The following is a 26021-nucleotide window of genomic DNA, read 5'->3' as shown; positions in this document are numbered from 1 at the left end:
AGAGTGTTTAGATGAAAAAGCAGATGATAATTTATAACGGGTTATCTTTTGTACAGTTAAATAGTTAATTGACATACAAATACATTTTTTAACTTTCGCTCAATTAACGGGTGCATTTCTACTATATAAAAATGCACAGGAAAGGGATGACTCAGGTTTGAGTTATTCCTTTTTTCTTATATTGGGCGGATATTGGCATAGGGTAGAGTTCAAGACATAGCTGCACAACGATTAATAAATCTGTGATTTCATTAAGAGTAGTAGTCAATTTCAATCTCTGGTTCTAAAATACCAAGCTAAAAGATGATAGTTGATTGTGAAGGAATGTACTTAAACTTGCAGGTTAGTGCAATAAGAAAATCTAAGCTACTCGGGTTACATTGTTTAAAAGGAACTAAATAATTTATCTTTCAATTCATTTATGGTGAATTTATACACCAATTAGTTCTTAATGAATTATAATTAGTTAAATAGTTTTAAGGGGGAGATATTATTAAATTTTTATATCCAATCGATTTAATAGAAGTAACTAAAGATTATTGGAATTCATTTAGAAGTAAGTACGAACAACATGTTTCGGGTCTGCATTTCCCAGATGATGAAAACTTGTTGTCGATGATGAACGTCATGTATCATCTAAGTTTTGAAAAAGAAGAATCTAGAAACATATCTGCTACGATTGCTTACATGGAGCCGAGTGATAATTTAAGTGGTATTTTAAATAGGTCTAGTCCACCAATAAGGTTTGAGAATATTATTAGATTTAGTAAAAGTGAACTTATCCGTTTATCACCAGCATTTAATCCTAAAACTAGTATTTTAACAGTTTGTGCTGAAGAAAAAATAATAGAAGGAGGGAGTCCTAATCAATTAGTTATTTGGGGAGTCATATTTTTAGGAAATGATTATACAAACTTGAAGAATGGTAGGGCTTCGGGTGCATTATCACCACCTTTTATTTTTACTTTAGAAGTTTCAGAACCAGGAGAATTACTTGCATCTGCAAGTGGGGAACAATTTTTTAAGTTAAAGGGAGGACAATTAACTAATTCCCCCCTAAAAGATATTAGTGAAGGAATAATAGGAAATCACTTCTCAAACATAACCAATAAGCTTTATCTAGAAGTATGTGAGGGACTCCAAAGAGATAGATATAGTGAAGATGATTCAAACGATACACCTAAAACACTTTATTTTAGTACCTTAAGAAATATCTTAAGGCTTATTGAGAAGAAACGTCATGGTGGAACTTTAATTGTTGTTCCAGAGAGTTTGCCAAATGAGGTTTTTAGGGACTCTTTACACATGAAGTATCAACTAAAAAGTCCGAAGATATGGGATGAATTTTTAAATAAATGTATAAATGAAAGGTTGTATTTTGATGTTCTTTTTAAGAAAGGAAAAGATATACAAGAATATGAACAAATTCTGGATTCAAAAAGAAGGATTGGACGGGCAGAAAAGAAAATATTTGAGCATGAGGAATTTATATCTTCGTTATCTGAAGTAGACGGTGCAGTTGTGTTAAATGAAAAATTTGAAATATTAGGATTTGGGGCTGAAATCCGATTAACGAATGATGAATTAACCTCTATTAAGAAAGCAAATGACCCTTATGGGAATGACACTACTAACCTTAATATTATTTCTTATGGCACAAGACACAGGTCTGCAATTCGTTATTGTAATTATAATAAGGATGCTATAGCTTTTGTGATATCTCAGGATGGAAAAGTTAAATCTATAAAACAACATGAAGGTGTCACATATCTCTGGGATGGAATAAATTTGGAACCTTGATATAGTTAAGTTTGTACTGCTAATGAAGAGGTAAAATCACTTTTGCGTAGATAGATATTTTGAAATACAGTGGAGTTTATAGGTGGAAGATTCAGTGGAATTAAAACAAAGTGGCTCACAACGGAAGAGGTAAATTAAAACCTAGCAGTCTATAACTGTTAGGTTTTAGGTGTTTATGAGAAGAATAACCGTCCTATCATAGGGTGTAATGTACTTTTATCAATACTAACATTACTTAAATGACAAAGTAATAAAAAGTAATACAAAAGATTAGTTACACTGTAAAAGATGAAGAATGATTTTATTATGTTTCTATGAATATTCTATGAGTCATACAGGCTGCATTGGGATTGCTTTGTATTGAAGACAATATCAGTAGTTAAGGGATACATTGCATATCTTAATCAAATATTTAGTTCATAAATAAAAAACAGTGAGCAATGTACAAGCTCACTGTTTTTCTAATTTGTATTAAATAAAGGAAATCTTCTACAGCTTCAAGAGCATGTTTTTTGGTCACAAATGCGGTCACTAAATTTAATAGAAATCCAGTAATCACAAGATTTTAGATAAACAAGAGCGGTCACATTTCAGGTCACTAAAACGTTCAAAATTGCTTTAATGGCACTTATACATTACTCAAATCACGACTTCCTCGCAATTCGCTCTATAACCTTCTCCAATTCATCAGGCTTCAAAAACTCAATTGGAGAGAATCCTTTCTCGAACGTAAGCGAATCCGCTTCAATCATTAGTACATATTTATCGTTAACTTTCGCAATATGAATCTGGTCTCCAAAATCTGCAAGCAAAGCCTGCACAGAAATATGGTCTGCTTTTAACTTTAATTCCACTTCAGGAGCGTGCTCGACGATTTGAGCAGTAGCTTCCATTACTTCTTCGGTTGAAAATTGTTCCATAATTTCGCGTTTCGGACTGGCAGCCCATACTTCCATCGCTTGGTCGAATTGTTCGCGTTCTTCAGTACCTTCTTCAAATACATCTTCAATTTGGTCGTATACCATGTCCATTACTTGTGTTTTCATAATTTCAGGCATAGAGCGTTCGTACTCTACGAATTTTAAGAAGTCTTCAAAGTAACGGGCGTGTGATGCTTGGTGAATTTTTAGCTCGCCTACTTCGACGATGCCTTCTTCAGGCATGTATGGATATTGGATAGATTTCATATTCTTTGTTGTGATGGCCATTTCAACGTTACGAATAAGCGTTGATTCATCAGAAATGGAAGCGACTTTCGGTTCGAAGTCACATTTCATTACGAATACGAATGGATCATCAAAGTATTTGCGTAATTTTGCTTGGGCGATTAAAAATACACCACCGCGTACAGCACTTGTGTCAAGATATGTATAAACGAGAGGTTCGCTCATATCTTTGAAGTTTTCTTTCGTTTCTGCAAAGCGAATACGATTAAACAAGTTGTAATGAGGGTTTGAATCGAGTGCATGCCCTTCCTCTACAATAAAGCGACCAATTTTTGTTGGAGCTTGTTCCGTTTTTGCGTGACGTTCTACTTTTCGCTTTGAAATTTTTAATAATTCACCATTCAAAAATTCTTTTAAGGAGCTATCTTCATATTCTTCAGCATCTAAAGTTTGAAAATGTTTATAGCGTTTATCAACTGCTTCACCTTTTCCTTCTACTTGTACAACATAAAAGGAAAGAAAATTTATTTCAAAATCCATATTTATCACCTTGTTTCATTTCGTTAACTCTTATCAGTATAGAGATGGAAAAAACTTTAGTCAATTTATATAAGGAAGGGGGAGCACCTTCCTTATATGTTTTTTATTTTTGAAATTAAAAGCCGTCTTCTAGTGCTGAAAATGGAATATTCAATCTGTTTTCTACTGTACGTAAACGTTGGTTTAAGCGGTTTAGTCTACGTGTATGGCGCTCAACTGTGTTTTCTAGTTGACGTACTCGTTGCTCAAGCTCATTTACTCGTCTTTCTAATTGACGTCCACCAGTCCCAGGAAAAGAGATTGGAATTTGAAATTGTCGATTTTGATCATATGGATTCGCTTGCTCTGCTTGATCTATATAGGATTGGTATTGTGCTTGTAAGTCATATTGTGGTTGTTGGTACGCATATTGATTATATGGATCATATGGATTGTAGGGGTACATAAAAACATCCTCCATTTCTTTAAATTAGGTTAAATTCACCATAATGTATGTGCAAAAGCGGAGAGGTGGCACGGCAAATACCCATATATGGAGAAAGGAGAGGGTGTATGTACTTATGAGTAACGTGAAAATGGCTAGAAATGATGAATCAGTATTATAGTTACGGACTTACGTAGGTGAATAAAGAGGTAAAACAATAGTGTTTTTAATTTGTATTTCACTTAATTAATGGTATATACTGGATGAAGATAGTTAACATAAAAGTTACAATGTTATCAAACTCAAAAATTTATATAAATATGTATAGACATTTACAAAAGAAAAGAGTAATTTTAATAGAGTGAAAAATAACTTGTAACAATTTATAAATATATTGTAAAATGATTGTAACAAAACATACATAAAAATGAAATAATACATAAGAATGACATTAGGAAAAAGGGGAGAGTATATTGTTCCGTAAAATAAAGGGTATATTAGTTGGGGTGTTATGTGTAGCTGTAATGAGTGGTTGTGGTACAAAAGTAAGTGATGTTGCATTAGTAAGTGATATTGGTGGACACACTGTAGAAGCTAAAGCAGAGGTACAGGATACGATTAGTTTAGTTGATGGTCGCACGGGTACTGAAGTGAAAAAACTAGATTTATCGAGTTTAGGTTATTTTGAAGATGAGGCGAAATTTAAAAAATCGGTAACGAAGGTTGCTAGCGAGGTTGGGAAAAGCGTTGACCAAAAGATGGTCCCTTCACGTATAGCTCCTGATGGAAGTTGGCAAGAAGGAAAACCTTCTTATGAATTAATGGAAAAAGAATTAGTAGATAAATTGTTGAACGTTGGTATGTGGGATTCTTCATACCAGTTACCAATTACTGAGAAAAAGCCTGCTGCAACACTTAGCGATGGGCAAGGAAGTGGTACTGTAATTGGTAGATATGAAACAAATTTAGGTGGCTCAACAGGTGGCCGAATTGAAAACATTCGTTTGTCTGCAGCGAGCATAAACGGAGTTGTATTAGCAAAAGGAGACCGTTTCTCTTTTAATGCATTAATCGGTGATACAACGCCAGATAAAGGCTACCAATTAGGAAAAGAAATCGTAGATGGTAAATTAGTAGATGGATATGGCGGTGGTGTTTGTCAAACATCATCAACTTTATACAATGCAGCAGATCAAGCTGGTTTGAAAATGGTAGAGAGAACTACGCATTCTAAAACAGTAGGTTATGTTCCACAAGGAAGAGACGCTACAATTGCATATCCATACTTAGACTTAGTATTTGAAAACACGAATGATGCACCTGTGAAGCTTTATATGGGCATTCAGGGCGGAAAGTTAGTTGCTGAAGTACATAAAATGAGATAAGAGTTATAATAGATTGTTTTTGTGAAGTCATCTTTTCTGATAGTTAGAAGAGGTGGCTTTTTTATTGAGAAAATGAAATGGGTATAAATTCTGACTTTTTTCATTTGTATAGGGTGATTTCGGTTGTAACCTTTATAGTAACGGTTAAATTTAATAGAAGTATATAGGGAGAAGGAGATGAAGTTATTCATGGTACAAATTCATCCGAAAACACGCATTGGTCATGTTGAATTTAAAATGAAACTATAAATGGATTTACAGTAGTAGACCCAAGTGGTATTACAGTACAGTTTGAAATTGAAGCAGTATAAAAGAAGCCAGAAAGTGTGTAATCACTTTCTGGCTTCTTGTTGATCATTTATAGCTCAATCCAGAACCTTCTTACAACATTACCATCTTCTTCAATGAAATCTTCATCACGAAGGCCACCGTTATGTAAAATTGTTTTTTCTGAAGCGGTATTTACTTCGTCGCATACGACAAGTGCTTTCGTGATGTTTAATTCTTTCGTTTTTTCTAATGATAACTCTAGTAACCTCGTAGCATATCCTTTTCTTCTTTCGGAAGGGCGAATGCCATAACCGATATGGCCTCCAGCGTTAAATAGATGTTCGGTTAAACTATGACGTATATTAACAGCTCCTACAATTCTATTATTATCTGTAACGAGCCAATACGTAGAATCTGGTACCCACGCTTCGGGAATATTTATTCCGTTATGTGCATCGAGTAATTCTTGTATCATAGCTGGGAAGTCAGAAGGGTCTTTTGAAATAACCCACGGAATCAGCGTTTCACCGCTATCTTTCCATTCGTTATAAAAATCTAAGTATTCTTCTTGTAAATTGGTAGTAGGTGTAAGTAAAGAGACGTTCATTGTTTATAGGCTCCTTTGATTGATGTTGTATTTCACAAAAATGCGGCATTTAACAAAAGCATTTTCTTGCTTTCTCAACCTCATTTTATGCAATCCACATTCTGTTTTAAATAAAAATTAGTTTTGCTTTGAAATTTAAAATTCATATGAAAAATAAGGTGGTTTTCATTTATGTTAATATTAAAAATATTAACATAAATCATCTGGGATATTAAGTGTATTTTAATGGAATGATTTTATATCAATCAATAGATGTGTTTGATAATTTTTGTTTTATCTATCTATAATGAATGAAAGGGGGAAGTGCTCTTGAGCTTACATATTGATTTTATCCCGCATTAATGGGCAGTTTATCTCCCACGTAACTTCTTTGCTTTCACCAAATTTTGAGGTGGGAGTATTACTGCACGCAAATAGTGGGATAAATGAAAATAAAAACAAAAACAGAATGAGGCTCGGAGGAACGACATGGAACATTTAATTTCATTATTTGAGCAGCACAGCTATAGTATTTTATTCACTGTTATTTTGATTGAACTGTTTGCGATTCCGATTTCGGCTGAATTCTTTATGAGCTTTGCCGGATATTTTGTGTTTCAAGGAAAAATGGATTATACCTTGGCCATTCTAACAGCTATTGCTGCTGGAGGAGTCGGAATTACAGTTACATACTGGATTGGAAGGTTAGGAGGCTATAAACTGATTGAAAAGTATGGACGGTATATTCACCTTGGACCTAAGAACTACAAAAAAGTAGCCGCCTGGATGGAACGATCAGGAAGTAAATTGTTGGTAGTTGCTTATTTCATTACTGGGGTTCGGCACTTCACAGGATACGTATCTGGTATTTCAAGAATGCCGTATCGAACCTTTTTTATTCCAGCATACATAGGGGCAAGCTTATGGGCAATTGGCTTTATTACACTAGGTAAAATATTAGGACCGCGCTGGCAGGATTTTCATAAATTGGCCGGACAATATCTTATTTACATTGTCCTTGTACTCGCTATCGTTATAGGGGGGGACTAGTTTACAAATTTTACAAAAAACAAATCAAAAACTTTTTCCTACGACTGCTTAATTGGCTTATTTCCTATTTTCGAACAATCCGAGCAACGGAAGCGTTCCTTATCAGTCTTACACTAGTCTTATTAGGAATGATAACCTTAATGTTGGGAATGGCACTGGATTATTTATATAATGAGTTTACTCAGTTTAACGAGGTTACTACATATATTGTTCATTCTGTACTTCAAACAGGATGGACAAGTAGTATCAAAGGATTTCTATCGTTGCAGTCACCTATCGCATTTAGTGTTCTCATTATTATTACGATTTTAGCCATTTGGAGAAAAGGAAGGGATAGATGGCTTGAAGGTCTCTTACTTATCGTTTCCATACTTGGAGCACATATATACCATAATGCAGTCTTACACACACTGTCTTATTTTCGTTTTATTGGAAAAGATGCGGCAACACGTTCTTCTGCTTTTCCAGATGAAAAAGCAACAATTACCATTATTGTGTTTGGCACCTGCTTATTTCTAATGGTACGTCACCTGAAGAATAAGTATATACAATTTGTTCTCCCTCTTCTGGGTATCGTGCTTTTGCTAGGTATAGCAATTGCAAACATTGCGTTTTCTCATATACTTCCAAGCGATATCGTAGGTGGATATGTATATGGTGGGGTGTGGATGTTCTTGAATTTCTTGCTATTTGAGATGTTTCGCCTTATCGTAAATAAGCAAATGTAATATCCAGTGCATACAGAAATAACTTTTTAAGGAATGCTACAGTTCGCGCGTTCCAACGCTTATTGAGCGCTTCGGCTGAGATACAAGGTCCTGTGCCTGAAATTTTCATTTTCGTCGAATCATACCTGTTTGATACGCAAGTTCTTGTAAGTGATGGATAGAAAATTCATTTCGAAATTCTTCACCCAGTATGCGTAATTCCTCAACTAATATGTTGTTGTTTGTAGACATAAATTAGGGCACCCTTTCATGCAGTACTGCATGAAAGGGTGCCCTAATCTTATTATTTTATTGATTTTCTTAAGTTGATGGCTATGGCCGTGAATGGCGCCCTTTTTACTATGCGTTATACCCGAATAACTTTAGCTCTTCTCCTGAGTCTGAAATTATTTTTTCGAATCGTAATCCTACTTTTTCTAAAAGGTTTCCTGAATTAACATTATCTGTAGAAGTAATTGCTACAATTCGTTTAAGACCTAGCTCGTTCTTTCCATACTCAATGACCGCAGAAGCTGATTCGTAGCCGTATCCTTTTGAACGGAATTTTTCTAAAAAGGCAAAGCCGATATCAACATCTTCTAATGAATCTCTTTTAATAAGGCCGCACATACCAAGTGGCGTGAGATCTTCTTTTCTTTCTACTAAGTAAAGGCCAAATCCGAATTTGTTATACATATCGACTGGTCCATTTACGATGTAATTTTTTGCGTCTTCTAAGTTTTTAACTCCTTTATCACCAATAAATTGAATCCATGCAGGATCGTTTACTAATTCGAGAATAAACGGAGCATCTTTTATATCAAACCAACGAAGCGTGAGACGTTCAGTTTCTAAAACTATCAATCTATTGCACCACCTTTAAAAGTTATAACAATTAGTATGAATCGTGCGAAACGAAAGTGCAACATATTTTAATTATGCTCTACTTGTTCACATAAAGTTCGATTGTTTTGTATAAAAGGATATTTTATAATTAGGATTGATTGTAAAGAGTGAGATACTTATACAATGACTCCTAGGTAACTGGGAGTTTTTACTATATAACTATCATTATTACTAAATATGACACACTACACATTCTACTCAAGGAGGTACATAATGAAGAAATTATATAATGCATCGTTTACGTATTTAATTATCGGTTTATTATCAGGAATTTTTGCTAGGGAGTATGGTAAGTTTAAAGGGATTCTAGGATCTACACTATTAAATCTTTTACATACGCATACGTTAGTACTTGGCTTTTTCTTCTTTTTAATTGCTTTAGGATTAGCAAAAGTATTCGCATTTCATGAAGTGAAAGGATTTAATAACTGGTTTGTTTTACATAATATCGCATTAACTTTAATGTTAGGTTCGCTAGCAGCGAGAGGGCTTCTTCAACTAAATGGAGCGGACTTTAAAGGGTTAACTTATATTGTCGGTTTCTCTCATTCTATGATGGCATTTACTTTAGTTTGGTTTATGCTGTTAATAAAGAAGTCATTTAATATGAAATGAAAAAAGAACTTGTAGCACTCGCTGCAAGTTCTTTTTGCTATGCTCAAAGTTAATAATCTTATTTTTCTAATTATTTTGTATAAAAATGGTATACTTATTTCAAAACTAAAAAGGAGAGTTAGTGATGGAAATAACAATTGAACATTTAGTAAATGAATTAAAGGATATACTTCCTGAAGATCGAGTAGTAATCAATACGACAGTAAGAGAGTTACATAGTAAAGATGAATCTTACCATGCTAGTAGTTTACCAGATGTAGTTGTTTTTCCGAAAACGACAGAAGAGGTTAGCGCGATAATGAAAGTAGCAGGTCAGCAAGGAACAGCTGTCGTTCCGTTTGGAGTAGGGTCCAGTTTAGAGGGACATGTAATTCCTTACGAAAAAGGAATTACAATGGACTTTTCGCTTATGAATAAAATACTTGAAATAAGAGAGAAAGATTTTCTTGTGAGAGTACAGCCAGGAGTAACGCGCTCTCAGCTTAATAAAGAACTAAAGAAATACGGTTTGTTTTTTAGTGTAGATCCGGGGGCAGATGCAACGTTAGGTGGAATGGCTGCTACAAATGCGAGTGGAACAACAGCGGTAAAGTATGGCGTTATGCGTGATCAAGTTCGTGATTTAGAAGTGGTGCTTGCTGATGGACAAGTGATACATACTGGGAATTTAGCAGCGAAGTCATCATCAGGCTATCATTTAAATGGACTTTTCGTCGGATCAGAGGGGACGCTTGGATGTTTTACGGAGTTAACTTTAAAAGTATACGGCATACCAGAACATGTTATGGCTGCGAGAGCATCGTTTCCAACTATAAATGATGCAGTAGAAGCTGTTATTCATATATTGCAGGCAGGTATTCCAATTGCGAGAATTGAACTTGTTGATGAATTATCTATGAAACAAGTAAATCATTATAATGAAACGAGTTACAGAGAAGAACCTACACTGTTTTTAGAGTTTCATGGCAATGAAGCAGGGCTCAAGCAAGATATTGAATTTACGAAAGAAATTGTTTTTGATCATAAATGTAGAGAAGTTGCTTTTGAGACTGAAACTGCGGCGAGGAATAAATTATGGGATGCCAGACATAACTTAGCTTATTCTTATGTGCATAGTTACCCAGGTAAAAAGCTAATGAGTACGGATGTATGTGTGCCGATTTCGGAATTAGCTGGCGCGATCCATCATGCGAAAGAGACTTTAGATAAAGTTGGTCTTGTTGGTGGTATTCTTGGTCATGTAGGAGACGGGAATTTTCACGTGCTCTTAATGGTTGATCCGAACGATAAAGATGAAGTGAAAAAAGCTGACGAAATAAACGAAAGTATCGTACTGTATGCTCTTAAACGAGGTGGAACGTGTACTGGAGAACATGGAGTTGGAATCGGAAAACGAAAGTATCAAGAAGAAGAACATGGGGCGGCATTATTCGTAATGGAGAAAATAAAGAAAGCTCTTGATCCGCAAAATATTTTGAATCCGAATAAAATTTTCAAGCTAACAGATAAGGAATGATGAAGTTTGGAGAAACGAATTATACACTTTGAAGGATTGATTGTCTTATTAGCTGCGATTTATATATATTCATTATGTGGATTTAGTTGGTTATTATTTATCGTATTACTTTTTGCACCTGATTTAGCGATGGTAGCATACACGATAAATAATCGTGTCGGTGCGCAAATTTACAATCTATTTCACACATATATTATATCGATACTACTTGTTTTAATAGGGGTCTATTTAAAGATGGATACGATTTTAATGGTGGGCCTAATATGGACAGCGCATATCGGAATGGATCGAATGTTTGGATATGGGTTGAAATATGAGACGGGGTTTAAGGATACGCATATTCAGAGGTTATAAATTATTTTAGGTATGTGTTGAGGAGAGGGCTACATTGAAACAGAGAATTACTATTGAAAAATATAACGTCAAATGGGAAAGTGAATTTTGTAAATTACAGAAGTTGATTAATAACGTAATGGGGGAACTCATTTTTTCTATAGAGCACGTTGGGAGTGAGGGGAGCAGGGGGATTGCGGGGTTGATGAAAGAAATAGAATGAGGATTTTGGTGAAATAAAGGGAGAATACTATTTTTGTTGAAAATACATTCTACTTAGAAGACAAATACTCTAAATAAGGGCATTTAAAAAGACCTTCTTTATTGAAGGTCTTTCGTTTTTTAAAGTGCTTTTTCAGCTGTTGTTGAGTTGTAGTCTTTACTAACGTCAACGGATTGAACAAAGTCAGGTTTTTTTGGTGCAGGAAGATCGGCATGACTTGCTTGATATGTAAATGAACTATTTATTCCAATAGACATAATACCGATAACAGACAATCCTAAAACAACAGAACTAATTTTTTTAATCATTTTAATGCCCCTTTCTCAAAAGTTTTTTCTTTCGCTTGTAATGCGCGATGAAAATATTCACTCGCCTTTATATGACTATTCTCACCATAAAGCTTTATTGCTAACTTTTCAGAATATTCTTGAGTGTAGTTATATAAAGATTCTTTGTCGAAATACGTAATTCCTTCAAGAATAATTTTTTCTAGATCGTCAGTTGTCTCATTATTGTTAAGTGAATTTAAAATTTTAAAATGAATTATATACTCATCATTGTTTAGTTCTGTACAAACTTTCAATCCTTTTTTAATAAGTTCCTCAGCAATATTTATTTCACCCAGTTTAGAATGTTCTCTGGCTTGCAAAAAGAGCGCTTTAAAGTGTGTAGGAACTTTTGTTGTCACTTCTGATAAATGGCGAATTGCTGGAGAAGAAAGGTTTTGACTTGCATAGAGCCAACCTAGATTATTGCGAACACTTAAAACTAAATCATTTTCGCCGAATTTTTGTAAAATGGAAAGAGCAGTATTGAATTTTTCCTCTGCTTGTTCATATTGTTTTAAAAATACACATGAGGAACCAATTATATTGTCGCAAAGGGCAAATTTTATCTCAAATCCTTTTTCAGTCATGAAAATATCTCTGGCTTTTGTTGCTTGCTGAATCGCTTCAATAGGTTTATAAAAATGTTGATTAAAGATAGCGAATCGGTAATTAAATTCTGCTTCTTCTAGTTTATCTGCAACATTGACTAATAGTTTCTCAGCCTGTTCATAGTGTTCACTTGCTACATTATAGTTTGTTGTTAAAGTAGCATGAATCGCCTTAAACAAATGGTAGTAATAAGAAAGTGTAGGATTAGCTGAGATTGCGTAAGAATCTATCATCTCAAAACTATCTTTTGAAATACTTAAACTATCTGTTAAAACTTTATATCGAAAATCTAGTAAGGAATGATATAATGCTAAATTTTCATCTTCCTCAAAGTTTAGTTCCTTTTCCTCAATTTCATGCTTTAAGTTTGTCGCCTGTGAAACATCTTGCTTTAGCATAGCCACATACCAATCATTAAATAGTTTCGTAACTTGTTCATTACCTTGTAGTTGAACGTTCATGAAATCCCCTCGCTTTTTGAATATTCTTATAAAATATATTATCAAAAATAACAATATTTAGAAATGAGGTTTTATATTTCTCAATATTTGTTTAGTAGATTTACTATTAGACAAATTGTAATAAAAATAGTTTTGATATTTAGCTTAAGGGAGGAGGGGAGAATGTAGTAAGGGTAGCTAAAAGATGCTTCAGAATGCTTTTTTGAAAGGGAAGGGAAGTGTAAAAAAAGGTGCGTTCACACAATTTGTATGAACACACCTTTTTTAAGGATTAAACAATCAAGTCCCACAAAAAGTACGATAAGGACGATTCGTCGGCACAGGTGGAACGCAGTATGATTCTTGGTCTGTAGAATATGCATAAGGGTTTGATAAAGCTTCAAGAAGCTTCTCCATTACGCTATAGTCTCCATTTGTAACAGCTGCTTCTAGTGCTTCTTCTACGCGGTGGTTCCTTGGGATAATTGATGGGTTATTATTTTTCATCATCTCATAGGCGTTCTTTTTCGATTCTTCTTGCTTTTCTAATCGAGATTGCCATAGTCCGTACCATTCTTTAAATTCTGGACTTTCAAATATTGGTGTACTTTCTAATGTATCGAGAGTTAAAGAACGGAATGTATTTGTGTAATCCGCTTTATATTTCTCCATCATTTTTAAAAGTTTCTCAATAAGTGATTTGTCTTGTTCGTCTTCACCAAATAGTCCTAATTTCTTTTGCATTCCAAGGAACCAAAGGTTTTCATACTGTACGCTAAATTTTGAAATTTCGTCTTGAGCAATATTTAATGCTTCTTCTTCATCTTCGTGTAGGATCGGTATTAAAGATTCAGCTAATCGCGCGAGATCCCATGCGGCCATATATGGCTGATTTCCATATGCGTAGCGACCTTGTGTATCAATAGAGCTAAATACGGTTCCTTGGTCGTAATTGTCCATAAATGCACAAGGGCCGTAATCAATCGTTTCTCCACTAATCGTTATGTTGTCAGTGTTCATTACACCGTGGATAAACCCAACGAGTTGCCATTTTGCGATGAGACTTGCTTGTCTTTTAATGACTTCTTGTAGTAATGCAGTATATCGGTGTTCATGAGCTTCAATTTCTGGATAATGTCTTTTTATCGTATAGTCAGCTAGTGATGTAATGTCCTCGATTGAGCCACGAGCCGCAGCATATTGAAATGTACCGACGCGAATGTGGCTGCTTGCTACTCTAGTTAAAATTGCTCCAGGTAACTTTGTTTCACGATATGTTGGCTCACCAGTTGTGACAACTGCTAAACTACGAGTAGTCGGAATATCAAGTGCATACATTGCTTCGCTTATAATATATTCACGTAGCATCGGACCGAGTGCGGCACGACCATCTCCTCGGCGTGAGTAGGGAGTAGGGCCAGAACCTTTCAGCTGAATATCAAAACGTTCACCTGAAGGAGTAATTTGTTCTCCTATTAAAAGGGCACGACCGTCGCCTAACATATTAAAATGTCCGAATTGATGACCAGCATATGCTTGAGCTAATGGATGAGCTCCTTCTGGAAGTGCGTTACCAGCAAAAATAGCGATTTCGGCTTCCTTCTTCAGTTCTTCAGGGTTAAAGCCAAGAGATATCGCTAGTGAATGATTTAATTTAACTAGCTCCGGCGAACTTACGGGAGTAGGGGGGATTTCTGTATAAAATGATTGTGGTAAAGTAGTATAACTATTATCTAAATTCCAACCTGTTTCATTATTTTTAGTCATTTTATCTCCTCCTTTTGTATTTTTTACTATGTATTTGTACGTATGTATTCTTTGTTAAGTTAACTAAAAGTATAATATATTATTTCCCCTTGCAATCTATTGTAAGGACTTCAGTGTATTGTGTCTATTTTACAGCAAATATAAAAGCTCCATTTTTCAAAATGGAGCTTTTATATTATTTAATTTTTACAATTATTTTTCCCTTTGCTCTTCCAGACTCCGAATATTCCATTGCTTTTTGAGCATCTTCAAAAGGAAAAACTCGGTCGATTACCGGTTTGATTTTTCCAGCTTCAATATAGTTTGCAATAATACGTAATTGATCCCCGCTTGGCTTCATAAATAAAAACGAATATTGAGCATTATGCTTTTTTTCAAGTGCAGTAAGTTTATTGCTTGCCAGTGAAAATAAGAGCGTTTTAAAAAATCCTGAACCAAATTCTTTACCGAATCGAGCATTCGGCATTCCTGAAACGGAAACAATGTTCCCTCCGCTTTTTATAATGTTGAATGATTTTTCAAGTGTTGTCCCGCCGATTGTATCAAATACCGCATCATAATTTGTTAGTATATCTTCAAATTTCTCTATTTTGTAATTAATAATTTCATCTGCGCCAAGAGATTTTACTAAATTCGCACCAGCTTCACTAGCAGTCGTTGTAACAGTGGCACCCATTATTTTTGCTAATTGAATAGCGAAAGTACCAACACCACCAGATCCAGCGTGAATTAAAATCTTTTGTCCTTGTTGTAAGTGCATGATGTCATGTAATGCTTGATAGGATGTTAAGCCAACGAGTGGAATCGAAGCAGCTTCCTCAAAACTTAAATTTTTTGGTTTTAAGGCTATATCATCCTCATGAATGGCTATATATTCCGCAAAAGTACCGATCTTATCTTTTCTTGGACGGGCATATATTTCATCACCAACTTTAAAACGAGTTACTTTTGCTCCAACTTTTACGATGACACCGGAAAAGTCATTCCCAAGGATTAGGGGCATTTCATATTTAAGCAACATCTTTACTTTTCCATCGCGTATTTTAAAATCAATTGGGTTAATACTAGCTGCATGAATTTCCGCAAGCACCTCATACTCATTTATTTCAGGAGTAGGCACCTCTGTCATACGCATTGGGACTTTCCCATACTTATCAATTATCATTGCCTTCATTTCTTATGCCTCCAAATTTCAATAAAAGTTTTGCAATAGTTTCTCAATATCTAATACAAGATTTTTTAATAAACTTAATTTTGTACGTATATCAATATAATAAAAGTTTTTTGTGCCTTCTTTACGCATTAAAATAATGCCAGCTTCTCGTAAAATTTTAAGATGATGTGATACTGCTGGTCGAGAAAGGTGTGTTTGCTTTGTGATTTCTCCTACACGTAATCCTGTTTGACATTCCGTTTTCATTAGAACTAACAAAATAGCTTGACGTGTTTCATCACCAATTGCCAATAATACTTTTTGACAATTAATAAAATCTTCTTTAATAACATTTAATTGTTCTTGTTTATTCATTTCAACCACTTTGCCTCCTGGTAATTAGTCGAAAGGTTTAAGATAATGAACCGTTACATCGATACGCTAATGCTACATGATAGTTGCATTAGCTGCAATATTGAGAAAGAAAATCGAGACGAATCAATTTTCTAGTGTTGAAAATTATAGGGGATAGAAAAGGGATTAGAAGGTTTACATACCACAATGGATGAAGTTTTAAAATAGAAAATGATTTAACAATGCGTTGTCTGTAGAGGGTAGAGGATAAGCCATTTAACAATAAAATAAGCGGTCGTAACCCTATATAATCTATAAGGATACGACCGCTTATAATGTTTTTATTATTTTTTATGTCTACATCAGAAAATAGTTCAACGTAAAGTAGGATCTTCTATTTTATCCTTTCATACACACACAATTTAGGCGAATTGTAGATGTATGAAAGGATAAAAGTAATTTTGGGCGTAATCTATCTATATGATAATTTAAAATGAAATATAAGTCTATATCTTTGTTGTTTTTTTGATTATATTTATGTCACTGAGCTCAGAACAATGATGTGGAGGGTAAATATATGAAATCGAATTATGTACCAGTTTTAATTATTGGAGGAGGATTATCAGGATTAGCATCTGCTTTATTTCTTGCAAAACATAACATTGATTATTTACTGATTGAAAGGCACCCGTCTACTGCAATTCATCCAAAAGCAGGTGGAATCACTTTTCGTACGATGGAGTTATTTCGAGAATTAGGTTTAGAACAAAGAATTAGATCAGCGGGTAAAGCATTAGAAAATTGCCGAGGAAGAATAGCAGTTCATACAATAGCTGAGGCGGATAAGGAGGAATTGGCAAAAATGAGGACCGCTCAGTATGGAAACGATGAAAAGTTACTTCAAAAAGTAGAAGAGATAAGTCCATCAAAACAAACTGCTTGTTATCAAATTACTTTAGAAGAGATGATGTTACTAGAAGCGAAAATATTAGGCGGAAAGCTATCTTTTTATCATGAACTGGTTTCTTATGAGCAAAATGAAAACGGGGTAATAGCGATTATTCGAGATCGGGAAACAGAAAAAGAAAGTGTCATACATTGTGACTATGTAATTGCAGCAGATGGGGCAAAAAGTAAAATACGCGAGCAGTTAGGGATTACGACTGAGGGACGGGGTACAATCGGTGGGTATTATATGAATATTTATTTTGAAGCGGATTTAAGTGAATTTATACAAGGGGACGCATTCGGTTTTTCTATGGTACTTCATTCGGAGGTTCTTGGTGCGCTTATTCCAGTCGATAACGTAAGTAAATGGATTTATCATGTAGCTTATGATCCAATAAAAGGGGAGCGACCAGAGGATTTCTCTATAGAACGCTGTAAAAAAATTATTCAAACAGCAATTGGGAGCACAAATGTTGAACCAGAAATAGTAAGTGTTTTACCGTGGGAAGCGAGTGAAAGTACAGCGGTGAAATTTCAAGATAATCGCACTTTTTTAGTTGGTGATTCTGCACATATTATGCCGCCAACAGGGGGATTTGGTTCAAATACAGGAATACAAGATGCGCATAATTTAGCTTGGAAATTAGCTTCTGTTATAAAAGGGAAAGCAAAGCCAAAATTGCTAGAAACATATCATGAAGAGAGATATCCAGTTGCAAAATTAACGACGGATTATGCGAGTAGTTTATTATTTCGTGCTGCGAATAGAGAGGTAGGCAGTTTGAATAATAGGGACGGTTTAGCTGTAACTGTTGGGTATCAGTATTGTTCACAAGCGATTATAGATAAATGCACTATTCCACATAGAATGGATATCGTAGAGTTGAACGGAAGACCCGGCACGCGAGCACCACACTTTTGGGGAACGTATGATGGAAAAGAAGTTTCGATACTTGATTTATTAGGTAACGATTTTGTGTTATTTACTGGAGTAGAAAATAGTGCTTGGACCAAAGGTGTACATGATGTTTCATCTAAGTTAAGAGTAAATATAAAAGTGTATCGTGTTGGTTTAAGTGGAGACTTTATTACTCAAGAAGATGTTTTTAATGAAATATATGGGATAGAGAATGGAGGAGCTGTACTAATTAGACCAGATGGATTTATAGGATGGCGTTCGGAAAAAGTGATAGTAAATCCATATGTAGTGCTTGAAGAGGTAATGGGTAATTTATTATGTGATTTTTAAGTAACTACGGAAGTATGGTCTTATATAGGACGATACTTCTATTTTTTTAGCTTACAAAATAAAAATTATGTAGTGAAGAGACATTATTATAAAAATATATTTAAATTAATTCTCTTTCTTTTTGTTTTTATTAGAATGTTTTTAGTTTTTAGTTTTAAGTGTTGGCAATTACTAGATTGAATCATTTTTTTATTGTATTATATTTCTTAGGGATTATATATTACGCTAGGGAGTGGGACTATTTGACTATTGAACCTCTTATTTTATCAAATAAAGAAGTATATGTATTAACTGGTATGTTTGACCGTGAAACTATGATTGGAATTGAGAACCCCTTTGAAAATTGGTCAGATGAAGAAATAGACAAAGAATTAGATGTAATGTACGAGAATTGGAAAAACGAAGAGCTACTCATAATAAAAGAAGATGAAACATTATGTAACAAACAACTTTTAGAATATTTCCGCATTTGTTTAACTACAGGATTTGTTATTGAAGTACAGATAGGTAAAAACAGCGCTTTAGAAAAAAAAATTTTCTATTTTAGTGAAAAAAAGGTTATACAAAATGTAATAACAGATGCTAACGGTGAAAAACAATGTACATTTAAAGAATGCGGGACACCGGAGGTAGCTTGGCAATTTATATATCAAGCATTACAGCCTAAAAATTCTTTCTCTCGTCCAAATTATACATTTAAAATCCCTTCATCTGCATATAAAGAAAACATTTTAAATCAATCAAACAAGCAATTAGTAGATTACTTGAAACTTTACTTAGATGATGAAGCTTCCTTAGAGTTAGCAAACATTATACATAATCGTGAAGAGTTAAATACTGTTCAAGTTCATTATTATATAAAGGACTCATGGTCTACAGACTGTATTCAGTTTTTATATAGTCAGAACCAATATTGGCTAATCCAAAAAGTTTTAGATAATGAGCAAACACAAACGAATTTTATTTGCCTTGATACCTTTACAATTACTGAAGAGATAAAGAAAATGGTACTTTATCTTAAATCATTAGGCGGTGAAACAAGGTGAGCGGTGAAATTAAGGTTACTCCTGACCATTTAAGGAAACTGGCTTCTAATATAGAACAAACAGATCATGAGCTATCTGAAACATATCAACGTATCAATCAGCAGTTAATTGATATTCCTTTTCAAGTATCTGGAAGAGATGCTGTGTTAAATCAATCCCAATACGCAGGATCAATGTTAGCTACTATAACGACCGTTTTAAAAGAACATAGTGATTCATTAAGAAAAGCTGCTGATCGTTTTGAGAAGGCTGATCAGCAAGAAGTTTCATTTGGAGAAGAAGCAATTGATATAAATTGGTTCGCACCGTTTGGTGGCGATATTGGTGATTGGAAAGATAACCCTGCAGGGTCTGCATTTACTTTACTGGGTACCGTAACGGAAGGTGCAGCTGCCTATAAATTGGCATCTTTACATAATAAAGGCTTGCGTGTAACACCCTACACAGATAGAAAAGGAAAAGAAATGGTAAGATTTCAAAATCGCACCGTACTAAAGGATAAAAATGGACTTAATGTGATAAGGCGTACAAAATTACCTTTAGCCGAAGTAAAGCAAATAGACGATGTAAAAAGACATGTTTTATCACCAAAAGAAATTTTAAAGGATTCATTGAAATTAAAAACAAATGCTTTAGGCTATGCAGCTATAGGGTGGGATGTAATTAATGATACAAAGGAAAATATTGAAAATAAAGCTTCAAAAACTAAAATAGCTGGTGATATTATTGGTGATGCAGCAATTGGGATTGGCTCTACTGCTGTAAGTGCCTTTGCGGGAGCCCAAGTAGGTGCAGCTGTTGGAACTGTTTTTGGAGGTCCAATCGGAACTGTTGTTGGAGCTTGTTTTGGCTTTGGTGTTTCTATAGGAGCTAGTATATTAACAGATGGAATTAAGTTTAACAAAGGTGATTGGAATCATGATGGTAAACAGGATTCGATAAAAGATAGAGTTAAATCTGGAATCGGAGCAACTTTAGATAAAATTTTTTAGTTTTTGGGAGATTAATATGGAAAAATACCACGGAAAAAGTACAGAACAAATTATTCGGAAATTGATGCCTTACAGTGTTAGATCGAGTGTCATTATGGTGTGGGTAGTTATTAATTTTATGATTTTAACCCCATTTTTATTCCCTCCAACCTTTACCATATACTTATATATAATCTTACCTGTTCTATTGACTGCTAATATATGGGGGGGATGGGTATTTTTTTGTAAACCAAATGAGCCAAGGTTGGTACACATTTTATATAATGGATTTATGGGAATAACTTTTTCTTTTGGAAGCTTTATAGTGATTCAAAAGATTGCATATACTTTTATTAAAATTGAAACACCTCTGTTTTTTATTGTTACTTTTGTGCTTTACATTTTTACAATTTATAAATTGATTTCTATTGGAATGAAAAGTTTTTTAAAGCGATTAAACAATGAAGAAAATGGAAATATAAAAATTTCTCCAATTGTTTATTTTTCAGGATTGGGATATATTATTGGACAGATATGTGTAGGTTCATTATCACAAAATGCTTTAGCGACGGTCTTAATTTTGGTCTTTTCTTTATTGGCTGTTGTGTCTAGTATATATGGTGTGTATATATGTATATATATTGATTTAAAGAAGCGGAAAACCAAGCTAGGTTCCTTAAATTCTTAGCAAAAAACAATTAATAAGGAGGGGCCATACAATGAATTCGCAACTTTTTCCTATAGGCTCTATTGTAATTTTAAAAGAAGGTACAAAGAAACTCATGATTTTCGGGCGGAAACAACAAGTAGAAACGGATGAGATAAGAAAATTCGATTATATGGGATGTCCCTATCCAGAAGGCTATATGAATCCAGATTTCACTTATTTATTTAACCATGATGATATTCAAGAAGTTGTTTCAACTGGATATGAAGATCAAGAAGAACGTACTTTCCAAGAAAATGTATTGTCTAAAGTATAATGCATGTTTTCAAAGTTAAGTATAGTTTCAAATATACTTTAAAATAAGTTCCAAGTAAGGATATACGAAACTAAGAATTTGTAATTAAGTAAAACGTAGATATACGTAAATATCAAGTGAAAGTTACTATAAAGAATTTGAACAGAATGTATCCTACATTAATGAGCAGTAAAAACTTCCACTAATAATCAGTAGGAGATGGATAATTCATCCTGATTAAAGCTTCACTTTATTGAAAAAATAATATTCACAAATTTTAATAGGTTTGGTATGATTAAAATCAACAAGTTAATAGAGGCCGGAGATATTTGAGAAAAGCCATAAATTTATTTAGGGATACAGAAGTGTCCTCTAAATAATTTATGGTTTTTTCTATTGAAAAAAGTATGAAAGTAGTCATTATTTTTAAATATGATAATTTGAGAGTTCCATAAATCTGCGATAGAAATCATAACAACAACTCGATATGTATTTGTATCGTTCATTTTTACTAATTGATTTGCTTGATTTAATAAAGTTTGAATACATAATCGCTTTACTTTTCTAGGTGTTTTACGAGAATCGATAAAAGCTTGTGAAACAGGTAACGGTATATACCAATATTCATCATTATGGAAAGTAGAAGGAAACGTTTTTGTATGTTCTTCAATTCGTTTTATCATAGTGTTTGTTCTTCGTTTCATACCACGTATTTTCTTCTCACGCATTGTGGATCATCTCCATAAATTTTTGTAATGCAGCAGAGTGAAAAATATCTTTTCTAGTAATAAAGGTAGTAGGAACTTTTTTGAAGCTATTTGGTAAAGGATTGAATGATACGTCATGTTTATGACCGTTTAAAATAGACTTCATCATAATTGCTATGCCCATACCGGATTTTACACATGCAAGTATCGCTTCAATTGTCCCAAACTCTAAAACTCGTTTAGGTGAAACTCCTTCTTCTTGAAGCCAGTCTTCCAATAATCTTCTATAATAGCACCCGTGACTAAAGGCAAGTAAATTCATGCCGTCTATTTCTTTAAAGGAGGATAAAGGATTTTTACTGATGAGAACTAATTCTTCTTCACGAAATATATTTGTGTGAAGTTCATCGTGCGGAGTAGTGCCAGCGATAAATGCCCCGTCCAGTTTTCGTTCTAATACAAGGTGAGTTAGTTGTTTCGTTGTATTTGTTTCTAAAATCAATTCGACTTGTGGGTATTTCTCATAGTAGGTCGCTAATATTGAAGGAAGCCGAACGGCGGTTGTAGATTCTGTACATCCGATTTTTAAAGTTCCTTTTGGCTCGGTTCCGTTACTTTGAACCGCTTTAATAGATTGATCCATTAAGTGGATGATTTGTTTTGCGTATGTTAATAAAATCTCACCATTAGAAGTCAACGTAACTCCTTTTCCATTTCGATAAAATAACGGAACGCCTAATTCGTTTTCTAATTGCTTTATACGCATTGTTATGCCAGATTGTACATAGTTCAAATTTTTAGCTGCGTGAGATATATTTCCTTCTTTCGCAACTTCGTAAAAAACAGTTAAATCTTTTATGTCCACGTGTCATCCCCCCGAAAAAGGTATCAATTTTTTTGATGGATTATATGGTTAATCTTTATTTTATATGATATTAAAACTTTCATACAATGAAAGGGGGAGGGATTTTGATGTTAATGGAAGAGAGTGTAAATAGTACGTATAAGTGGATGGTGTTAATTTATGCGACGATTGCTCAAGCGACAGCAACACTTATAACGTATGGTGTCGGAGCTTTCGCTTTATTTTGGAAAGAAGAATATGTACTTACAAATATGGAGAGTGGATTGTTAATAAGTGTTGTAAATATTGGCCCGTTATTTTGTATGCTTTTTGTCGGGCGGTTACTGGATCAATATAATGAAAAAATGTTAATTAGCATAAGTTCTTTTTTACTAGGTGGTTCGCTTTTATTGACTAATATAGTAAATGGATTTATCGGACTACTATTCGTACTTTTATTAGTTGGAACATTTTATAGTGTGTCCCAGCCAGGAGGAAGTAAAGTGATAATAAATTGGTTTCCAAAAGAAAATCGTGGATTAGCGATGGGGATAAGGCAAGCTGGGATACCGATTGGTGGTGCGTTAGCGGGAGTATTGATTCCGTTTCTTACGATAAAATACAATGTGACGTCTACGATAAATATTATAGGAAGTATCTGTATAATAGGTGGTCTTTTATTTTATATATTTTATAAGGATCCACCATGTGTTCGAGAGGAAAAGAGACAAGAACGCAGTAATATCTCTTTTTGGATGCATCTAAAAGCAGTGATATGTAAAAAAGAGTTGTATTCAATTTATATAACGGGTATTTGCATGATTTCATTGCAAATGGTGTTAGTTGGACATTTTATAAAATATTTAGTTATAGAACAATCAATTACACCTATTTTAGCTGGGAAAGTATTTTCCGTTATGTTCTTTTTTGGAATGATTGGTAGGGTTATATTAGCAGCTATTAGTGATTTGTTCTATAAGGGAAATCGGCGTATCCCTTTATTTATAACTGTTTGCACTTCTATCTGCTTCATTCTCATGTTAGTAATGAGCATACATGCAAGAACGAATGTATTGTATGGTGTAAGTGCATTGTTAGGGTTCTTTTCAATTGGATGGTTCAGTCTTTTTATAGCCGAAGTTGCAGAATCAGCAAGTGAAGAATCCGTAGGGATGACAGTGAGTTTTGCACTTACATTAAATCAAATTGCTATTATTGTTGCGCCTGTTTTATTTGGCTATATTGTAGATGAAAAAGGGTATACGTATGCGTGGCTATGTATAGTTGTATTACTCAGTATTTCAGCGGCCAGCTTATATTGGAAGAATAAAAAATAAAGGAATGTTAGCAATGTAAATTTTTTATGAAGAAAGTCTAAAGAAATGCCATATGAGCGACATTTCTTTTTGAATATGCTGTATAATCAAAAAAGAAATGAGATTCGTTTTCAATGACGTTCATTTCCTCTTTTGAAATTACCTGTAACTTTAGCCATAATGAGTTGTTTTTCTTTATCGTTATTTGCATGATGTATTTTGTTTAAAAATTTTTCAGCATCATTTCCTTTTAATATCATAATTTGTTTTCTGTAATATTCAATTAAAACCATGTTATTTTTTGTTACCCGATAATGAAACATCCTATCATCTAAACGATTGCGTTTATCAGTGTTTTTCATATTACATCTCCATTCTTTTTAGTATGTAACAAATGTTACAAAAGAATTTGAAATTATAGTGTGACGCATCCGATTGTATGGTGGAAATTTTTCAAGAAAGAAATACAATAGAGAGTAGTCGAAAATTAGGTGTGAGAAAAAGGAATCTGATAGAATAGAGTGAATAATAGATTAGGTAATATTATAAAATATAGAATAGAATATAAGATATAGAACAGAATGGATGCGCGTTAAGTGAAGCTAGATAAAAGAGGGTTCCTATTATGTTAAAGAAATGGTTAATCGTTTTCTTTATTTTTGCTGTTTTTTGTGGTAGTGTCGTTGCGCTAATACATGCAAATAAAGGTAAGAAATATGATATAAAGGCATTTGCTAATTTAAATGCTAAGCGGAAGGACGATGTGCAAGGAGTTAGCGTAGCTGAAAAAAAGCGCTATGAAGTGGCAGCTGAAAAACTAGATCAATATTTGAAAGATAAAGGGTTTAATGGGAGTGTTCTTGTAGCTAGTAAAGACCATGTGATTTTACGAAAAGGTTACGGGTATGCGAATGTAAAAGATAATGTATTAACAACGCCAAGAACGAAATATCGCATTGGTTCTATTACGAAAACAGTTGTTGCAATATCTATCATGCAACTAAGAGAAAAAGGGCAATTGAATATTGATGACAATGTAAATAAGTATATTCCATCGTTTCCGGCAGACAAAAACATTACATTACGGAATTTGTTAACACATACGTCTGGGTTGCCAGATCAGGGGCAAGGTAGTGTTGATGCAGCTTCACGTTTAAAATTAGTAACGTGGATTGGAAAGCAAACGTTGCAATTCCCTGCTGGAACGGGATGGAAATATACAGATTATAATTATATGGTGCTTGCGTATATTGTAGAAAAGATTTCGAATAAACCGCTCGCTGAATATGTGAAAGAAAATATTTTTACGCCTGTTGGAATGCATGAATCTGGAATGGGGGCAACTCTCCCTGAAGATATTTTCTTAGCGGAAGGTTATACGAAAAAAGATAATGAGTTAATAGATGCACCTCGTTTAAAAATGAACTGGCTGTATGGTTGTGGTGAAATGTATACGACCGTTGGAGATATGAAAAGGTTAGATGAAGCTATTATGGATGGTAAACTACTTTCTAAACAAAGCTTAACGGATATGTTTTCTGCATCACCTGCAAGAAAATATGGATTTAGTTTTTATATTTACCCAGATTATTATCATAACCATGGTGTATTAGCTGGTTGGAACACATTTAATAATTTTAATTGGGATAAACGAACGTTTGTAATATTATTCTCTAACGTACAAAATGGTATGAATGATGCATTTAATCAAGAGTTTAGGAAAATGGCAAATGATTTAATAGAAGGAAAACAATGATGGGAAAGTCGGTATTGATATGTAATTATCAATACCGATTTTTTTATTT

26 protein-coding genes and 3 pseudogenes are annotated in these 26021 nt (G+C 34.0%); 16 read left to right on the top strand and 13 right to left on the bottom strand.

Translation table 11 applies throughout. The annotated features are described in order from the left end of the window. Nucleotides 1-489 precede the first annotated feature (489 nt). Nucleotides 490-1800: a putative sensor domain DACNV-containing protein gene (locus tag COC96_RS26365; protein ID WP_373604895.1), complete on the top strand. Its 1311-nt coding sequence runs from the start codon at nt 490-492 to the stop codon at nt 1798-1800. Between the two features lie 644 nt (nt 1801-2444). Here COC96_RS26365 and COC96_RS26360 read toward each other — a convergent pair. Together COC96_RS26360 and COC96_RS26355 are read right to left on the bottom strand one after the other, a co-directional pair. Then, nucleotides 2445-3506 (bottom strand): DUF3900 domain-containing protein, encoded by a 1062-nt coding sequence (locus COC96_RS26360; protein ID WP_098769718.1) that lies wholly within the window; start codon nt 3504-3506, stop codon nt 2445-2447. A gap of 115 nt (nt 3507-3621) precedes the next feature. Next, nucleotides 3622-3951 (bottom strand): hypothetical protein, encoded by a 330-nt coding sequence (locus COC96_RS26355; RefSeq protein WP_000283710.1) that lies wholly within the window; start codon nt 3949-3951, stop codon nt 3622-3624. A 452-nt stretch (nt 3952-4403) separates the two neighbouring features. Here COC96_RS26355 and COC96_RS26350 point away from each other — a divergent pair, with 452 nt between their 5' ends. Then, a complete protein-coding gene (locus COC96_RS26350) occupies nt 4404-5315 on the top strand; it encodes a VanW family protein (protein WP_098267099.1) in 912 nt (303 codons plus the stop codon). Between the two features lie 236 nt (nt 5316-5551). Continuing rightward, a pseudogene (locus COC96_RS27380) lies at nt 5552-5626 on the top strand (glyoxalase); the annotation flags it as partial. 47 nt (nt 5627-5673) lie between these two features. On the opposite strand, the gene COC96_RS26345 reads toward COC96_RS27380, so the two are convergent. Beyond that, nucleotides 5674-6192 (bottom strand): GNAT family N-acetyltransferase, encoded by a 519-nt coding sequence (locus tag COC96_RS26345; RefSeq protein ID WP_098267100.1) that lies wholly within the window; start codon nt 6190-6192, stop codon nt 5674-5676. A gap of 468 nt (nt 6193-6660) precedes the next feature. Between COC96_RS26345 and COC96_RS28280 the strand changes: the two genes are divergently transcribed. Together COC96_RS28280 and COC96_RS28275 are read left to right on the top strand one after the other, a co-directional pair. Further along, on the top strand, nt 6661-7221 hold the full coding sequence (locus COC96_RS28280) for a DedA family protein (RefSeq protein ID WP_257202264.1): 561 nt from the start codon (nt 6661-6663) through the stop codon (nt 7219-7221). Between the two features lie 140 nt (nt 7222-7361). Continuing rightward, nucleotides 7362-7949: a hypothetical protein gene (locus COC96_RS28275; protein WP_257202262.1), complete on the top strand. Its 588-nt coding sequence runs from the start codon at nt 7362-7364 to the stop codon at nt 7947-7949. A gap of 105 nt (nt 7950-8054) precedes the next feature. Here the strand turns inward: COC96_RS28275 and COC96_RS28270 are convergent, their stop codons facing one another. Together COC96_RS28270 and COC96_RS26330 are read right to left on the bottom strand one after the other, a co-directional pair. After that, nucleotides 8055-8180, bottom strand: coding sequence for a hypothetical protein (locus COC96_RS28270; protein WP_255287919.1), 126 nt, complete (start codon nt 8178-8180; stop codon nt 8055-8057). A gap of 108 nt (nt 8181-8288) precedes the next feature. After that, complete coding sequence (locus tag COC96_RS26330; RefSeq protein ID WP_098267102.1) at nt 8289-8792, bottom strand: GNAT family N-acetyltransferase; 504 nt, start codon at nt 8790-8792, stop codon at nt 8289-8291. Between the two features lie 255 nt (nt 8793-9047). On the opposite strand from COC96_RS26330, the gene COC96_RS26325 reads away from it, so the two are divergent. The 4 genes and pseudogenes from COC96_RS26325 to COC96_RS26310 all read left to right on the top strand — a co-directional run. Beyond that, nucleotides 9048-9449: a DUF2871 family protein gene (locus COC96_RS26325; protein WP_098267103.1), complete on the top strand. Its 402-nt coding sequence runs from the start codon at nt 9048-9050 to the stop codon at nt 9447-9449. 124 nt (nt 9450-9573) lie between these two features. Continuing rightward, nucleotides 9574-10965, top strand: a complete 1392-nt coding sequence (locus tag COC96_RS26320) for an FAD-binding oxidoreductase (RefSeq protein WP_098267104.1) — start codon at nt 9574-9576, stop codon at nt 10963-10965. Between the two features lie 6 nt (nt 10966-10971). Beyond that, nucleotides 10972-11319, top strand: a complete 348-nt coding sequence (locus tag COC96_RS26315) for a DUF4260 domain-containing protein (protein WP_098267105.1) — start codon at nt 10972-10974, stop codon at nt 11317-11319. Between the two features lie 34 nt (nt 11320-11353). Next, nucleotides 11354-11497, top strand: a pseudogene (locus tag COC96_RS26310) (GrpB family protein); the annotation flags it as partial. A gap of 143 nt (nt 11498-11640) precedes the next feature. On the opposite strand, the gene COC96_RS26305 reads toward COC96_RS26310, so the two are convergent. The 5 genes from COC96_RS26305 to COC96_RS26285 all read right to left on the bottom strand — a co-directional run bounded on the left by COC96_RS26305 (nt 11641) and on the right by COC96_RS26285 (nt 16203). Next, complete coding sequence (locus COC96_RS26305) at nt 11641-11829, bottom strand: Phr family secreted Rap phosphatase inhibitor (protein ID WP_098769716.1); 189 nt, start codon at nt 11827-11829, stop codon at nt 11641-11643. After that, nucleotides 11826-12920 (bottom strand): Rap family tetratricopeptide repeat protein, encoded by a 1095-nt coding sequence (locus COC96_RS26300; RefSeq protein WP_098769715.1) that lies wholly within the window; start codon nt 12918-12920, stop codon nt 11826-11828. Before COC96_RS26300 ends, COC96_RS26305 begins: the two co-directional genes overlap by 4 nt. 279 nt (nt 12921-13199) lie before the next feature. Beyond that, nucleotides 13200-14666 carry a protein adenylyltransferase SelO gene (locus tag COC96_RS26295; protein WP_098267109.1) on the bottom strand — a complete coding sequence of 489 codons (1467 nt, stop codon included), beginning with the start codon at nt 14664-14666 and terminating at the stop codon, nt 13200-13202. A 175-nt stretch (nt 14667-14841) separates the two neighbouring features. After that, complete coding sequence (locus tag COC96_RS26290) at nt 14842-15840, bottom strand: NADP-dependent oxidoreductase (RefSeq protein ID WP_098769713.1); 999 nt, start codon at nt 15838-15840, stop codon at nt 14842-14844. An 18-nt stretch (nt 15841-15858) separates the two neighbouring features. After that, entirely contained in the window at nt 15859-16203 is a 345-nt protein-coding gene (locus COC96_RS26285) for an ArsR/SmtB family transcription factor (protein WP_098267111.1), read from the bottom strand. A gap of 547 nt (nt 16204-16750) precedes the next feature. Here COC96_RS26285 and COC96_RS26280 point away from each other — a divergent pair. The 5 genes from COC96_RS26280 (at nt 16751) to COC96_RS26260 (ending at nt 21370) form a co-directional block, all read left to right on the top strand. Then, nucleotides 16751-18370 carry an FAD-dependent oxidoreductase gene (locus COC96_RS26280; protein ID WP_098769711.1) on the top strand — a complete coding sequence of 540 codons (1620 nt, stop codon included), beginning with the start codon at nt 16751-16753 and terminating at the stop codon, nt 18368-18370. 242 nt (nt 18371-18612) lie between these two features. After that, nucleotides 18613-19416 (top strand): hypothetical protein, encoded by an 804-nt coding sequence (locus COC96_RS26275; RefSeq protein WP_098267113.1) that lies wholly within the window; start codon nt 18613-18615, stop codon nt 19414-19416. Then, nucleotides 19413-20408: a WXG100 family type VII secretion target gene (locus COC96_RS26270; RefSeq protein ID WP_098267114.1), complete on the top strand. Its 996-nt coding sequence runs from the start codon at nt 19413-19415 to the stop codon at nt 20406-20408. The genes COC96_RS26275 and COC96_RS26270 overlap by 4 nt, the downstream gene beginning before the upstream one ends. A gap of 16 nt (nt 20409-20424) precedes the next feature. Next, nucleotides 20425-21075 (top strand): hypothetical protein, encoded by a 651-nt coding sequence (locus tag COC96_RS26265; RefSeq protein ID WP_098267115.1) that lies wholly within the window; start codon nt 20425-20427, stop codon nt 21073-21075. Between the two features lie 31 nt (nt 21076-21106). After that, nucleotides 21107-21370, top strand: a complete 264-nt coding sequence (locus COC96_RS26260; protein ID WP_098267116.1) for a DUF4176 domain-containing protein — start codon at nt 21107-21109, stop codon at nt 21368-21370. 365 nt (nt 21371-21735) lie between these two features. On the opposite strand, the pseudogene COC96_RS26255 reads toward COC96_RS26260, so the two are convergent. Then, nucleotides 21736-22077 (bottom strand): annotated as a pseudogene (locus COC96_RS26255) (DUF3916 domain-containing protein); the annotation flags it as partial. Continuing rightward, nucleotides 22070-22921: a LysR family transcriptional regulator gene (locus COC96_RS26250; protein WP_098267118.1), complete on the bottom strand. Its 852-nt coding sequence runs from the start codon at nt 22919-22921 to the stop codon at nt 22070-22072. The gene COC96_RS26250 and the pseudogene COC96_RS26255, both read right to left, overlap by 8 nt. A gap of 107 nt (nt 22922-23028) precedes the next feature. On the opposite strand from COC96_RS26250, the gene COC96_RS26245 reads away from it, so the two are divergent. Next, on the top strand, nt 23029-24237 hold the full coding sequence (locus tag COC96_RS26245) for an MFS transporter (RefSeq protein WP_098267119.1): 1209 nt from the start codon (nt 23029-23031) through the stop codon (nt 24235-24237). Between the two features lie 110 nt (nt 24238-24347). On the opposite strand, the gene COC96_RS26240 is transcribed toward COC96_RS26245, so the two are convergent. Continuing rightward, nucleotides 24348-24578, bottom strand: coding sequence for a hypothetical protein (locus COC96_RS26240; RefSeq protein ID WP_098267120.1), 231 nt, complete (start codon nt 24576-24578; stop codon nt 24348-24350). 263 nt (nt 24579-24841) lie between these two features. Between COC96_RS26240 and COC96_RS26235 the strand changes: the two genes are divergently transcribed. Next, the gene (locus tag COC96_RS26235; RefSeq protein WP_098769710.1) at nt 24842-25972 is read left to right on the top strand and encodes a serine hydrolase domain-containing protein; all 1131 of its coding nucleotides are present in this window, start codon (nt 24842-24844) and stop codon (nt 25970-25972) included. The last annotated feature ends 49 nt before the right edge of the window (nt 25973-26021 follow it).

The organism is Bacillus cereus, assembly GCF_002577405.1.
In the GTDB taxonomy this organism is placed as follows: Bacteria; Bacillota; Bacilli; order Bacillales; family Bacillaceae_G; genus Bacillus_A; species Bacillus_A cereus_AU.
This window is presented reverse-complemented; position numbering and strand designations above follow the sequence as displayed.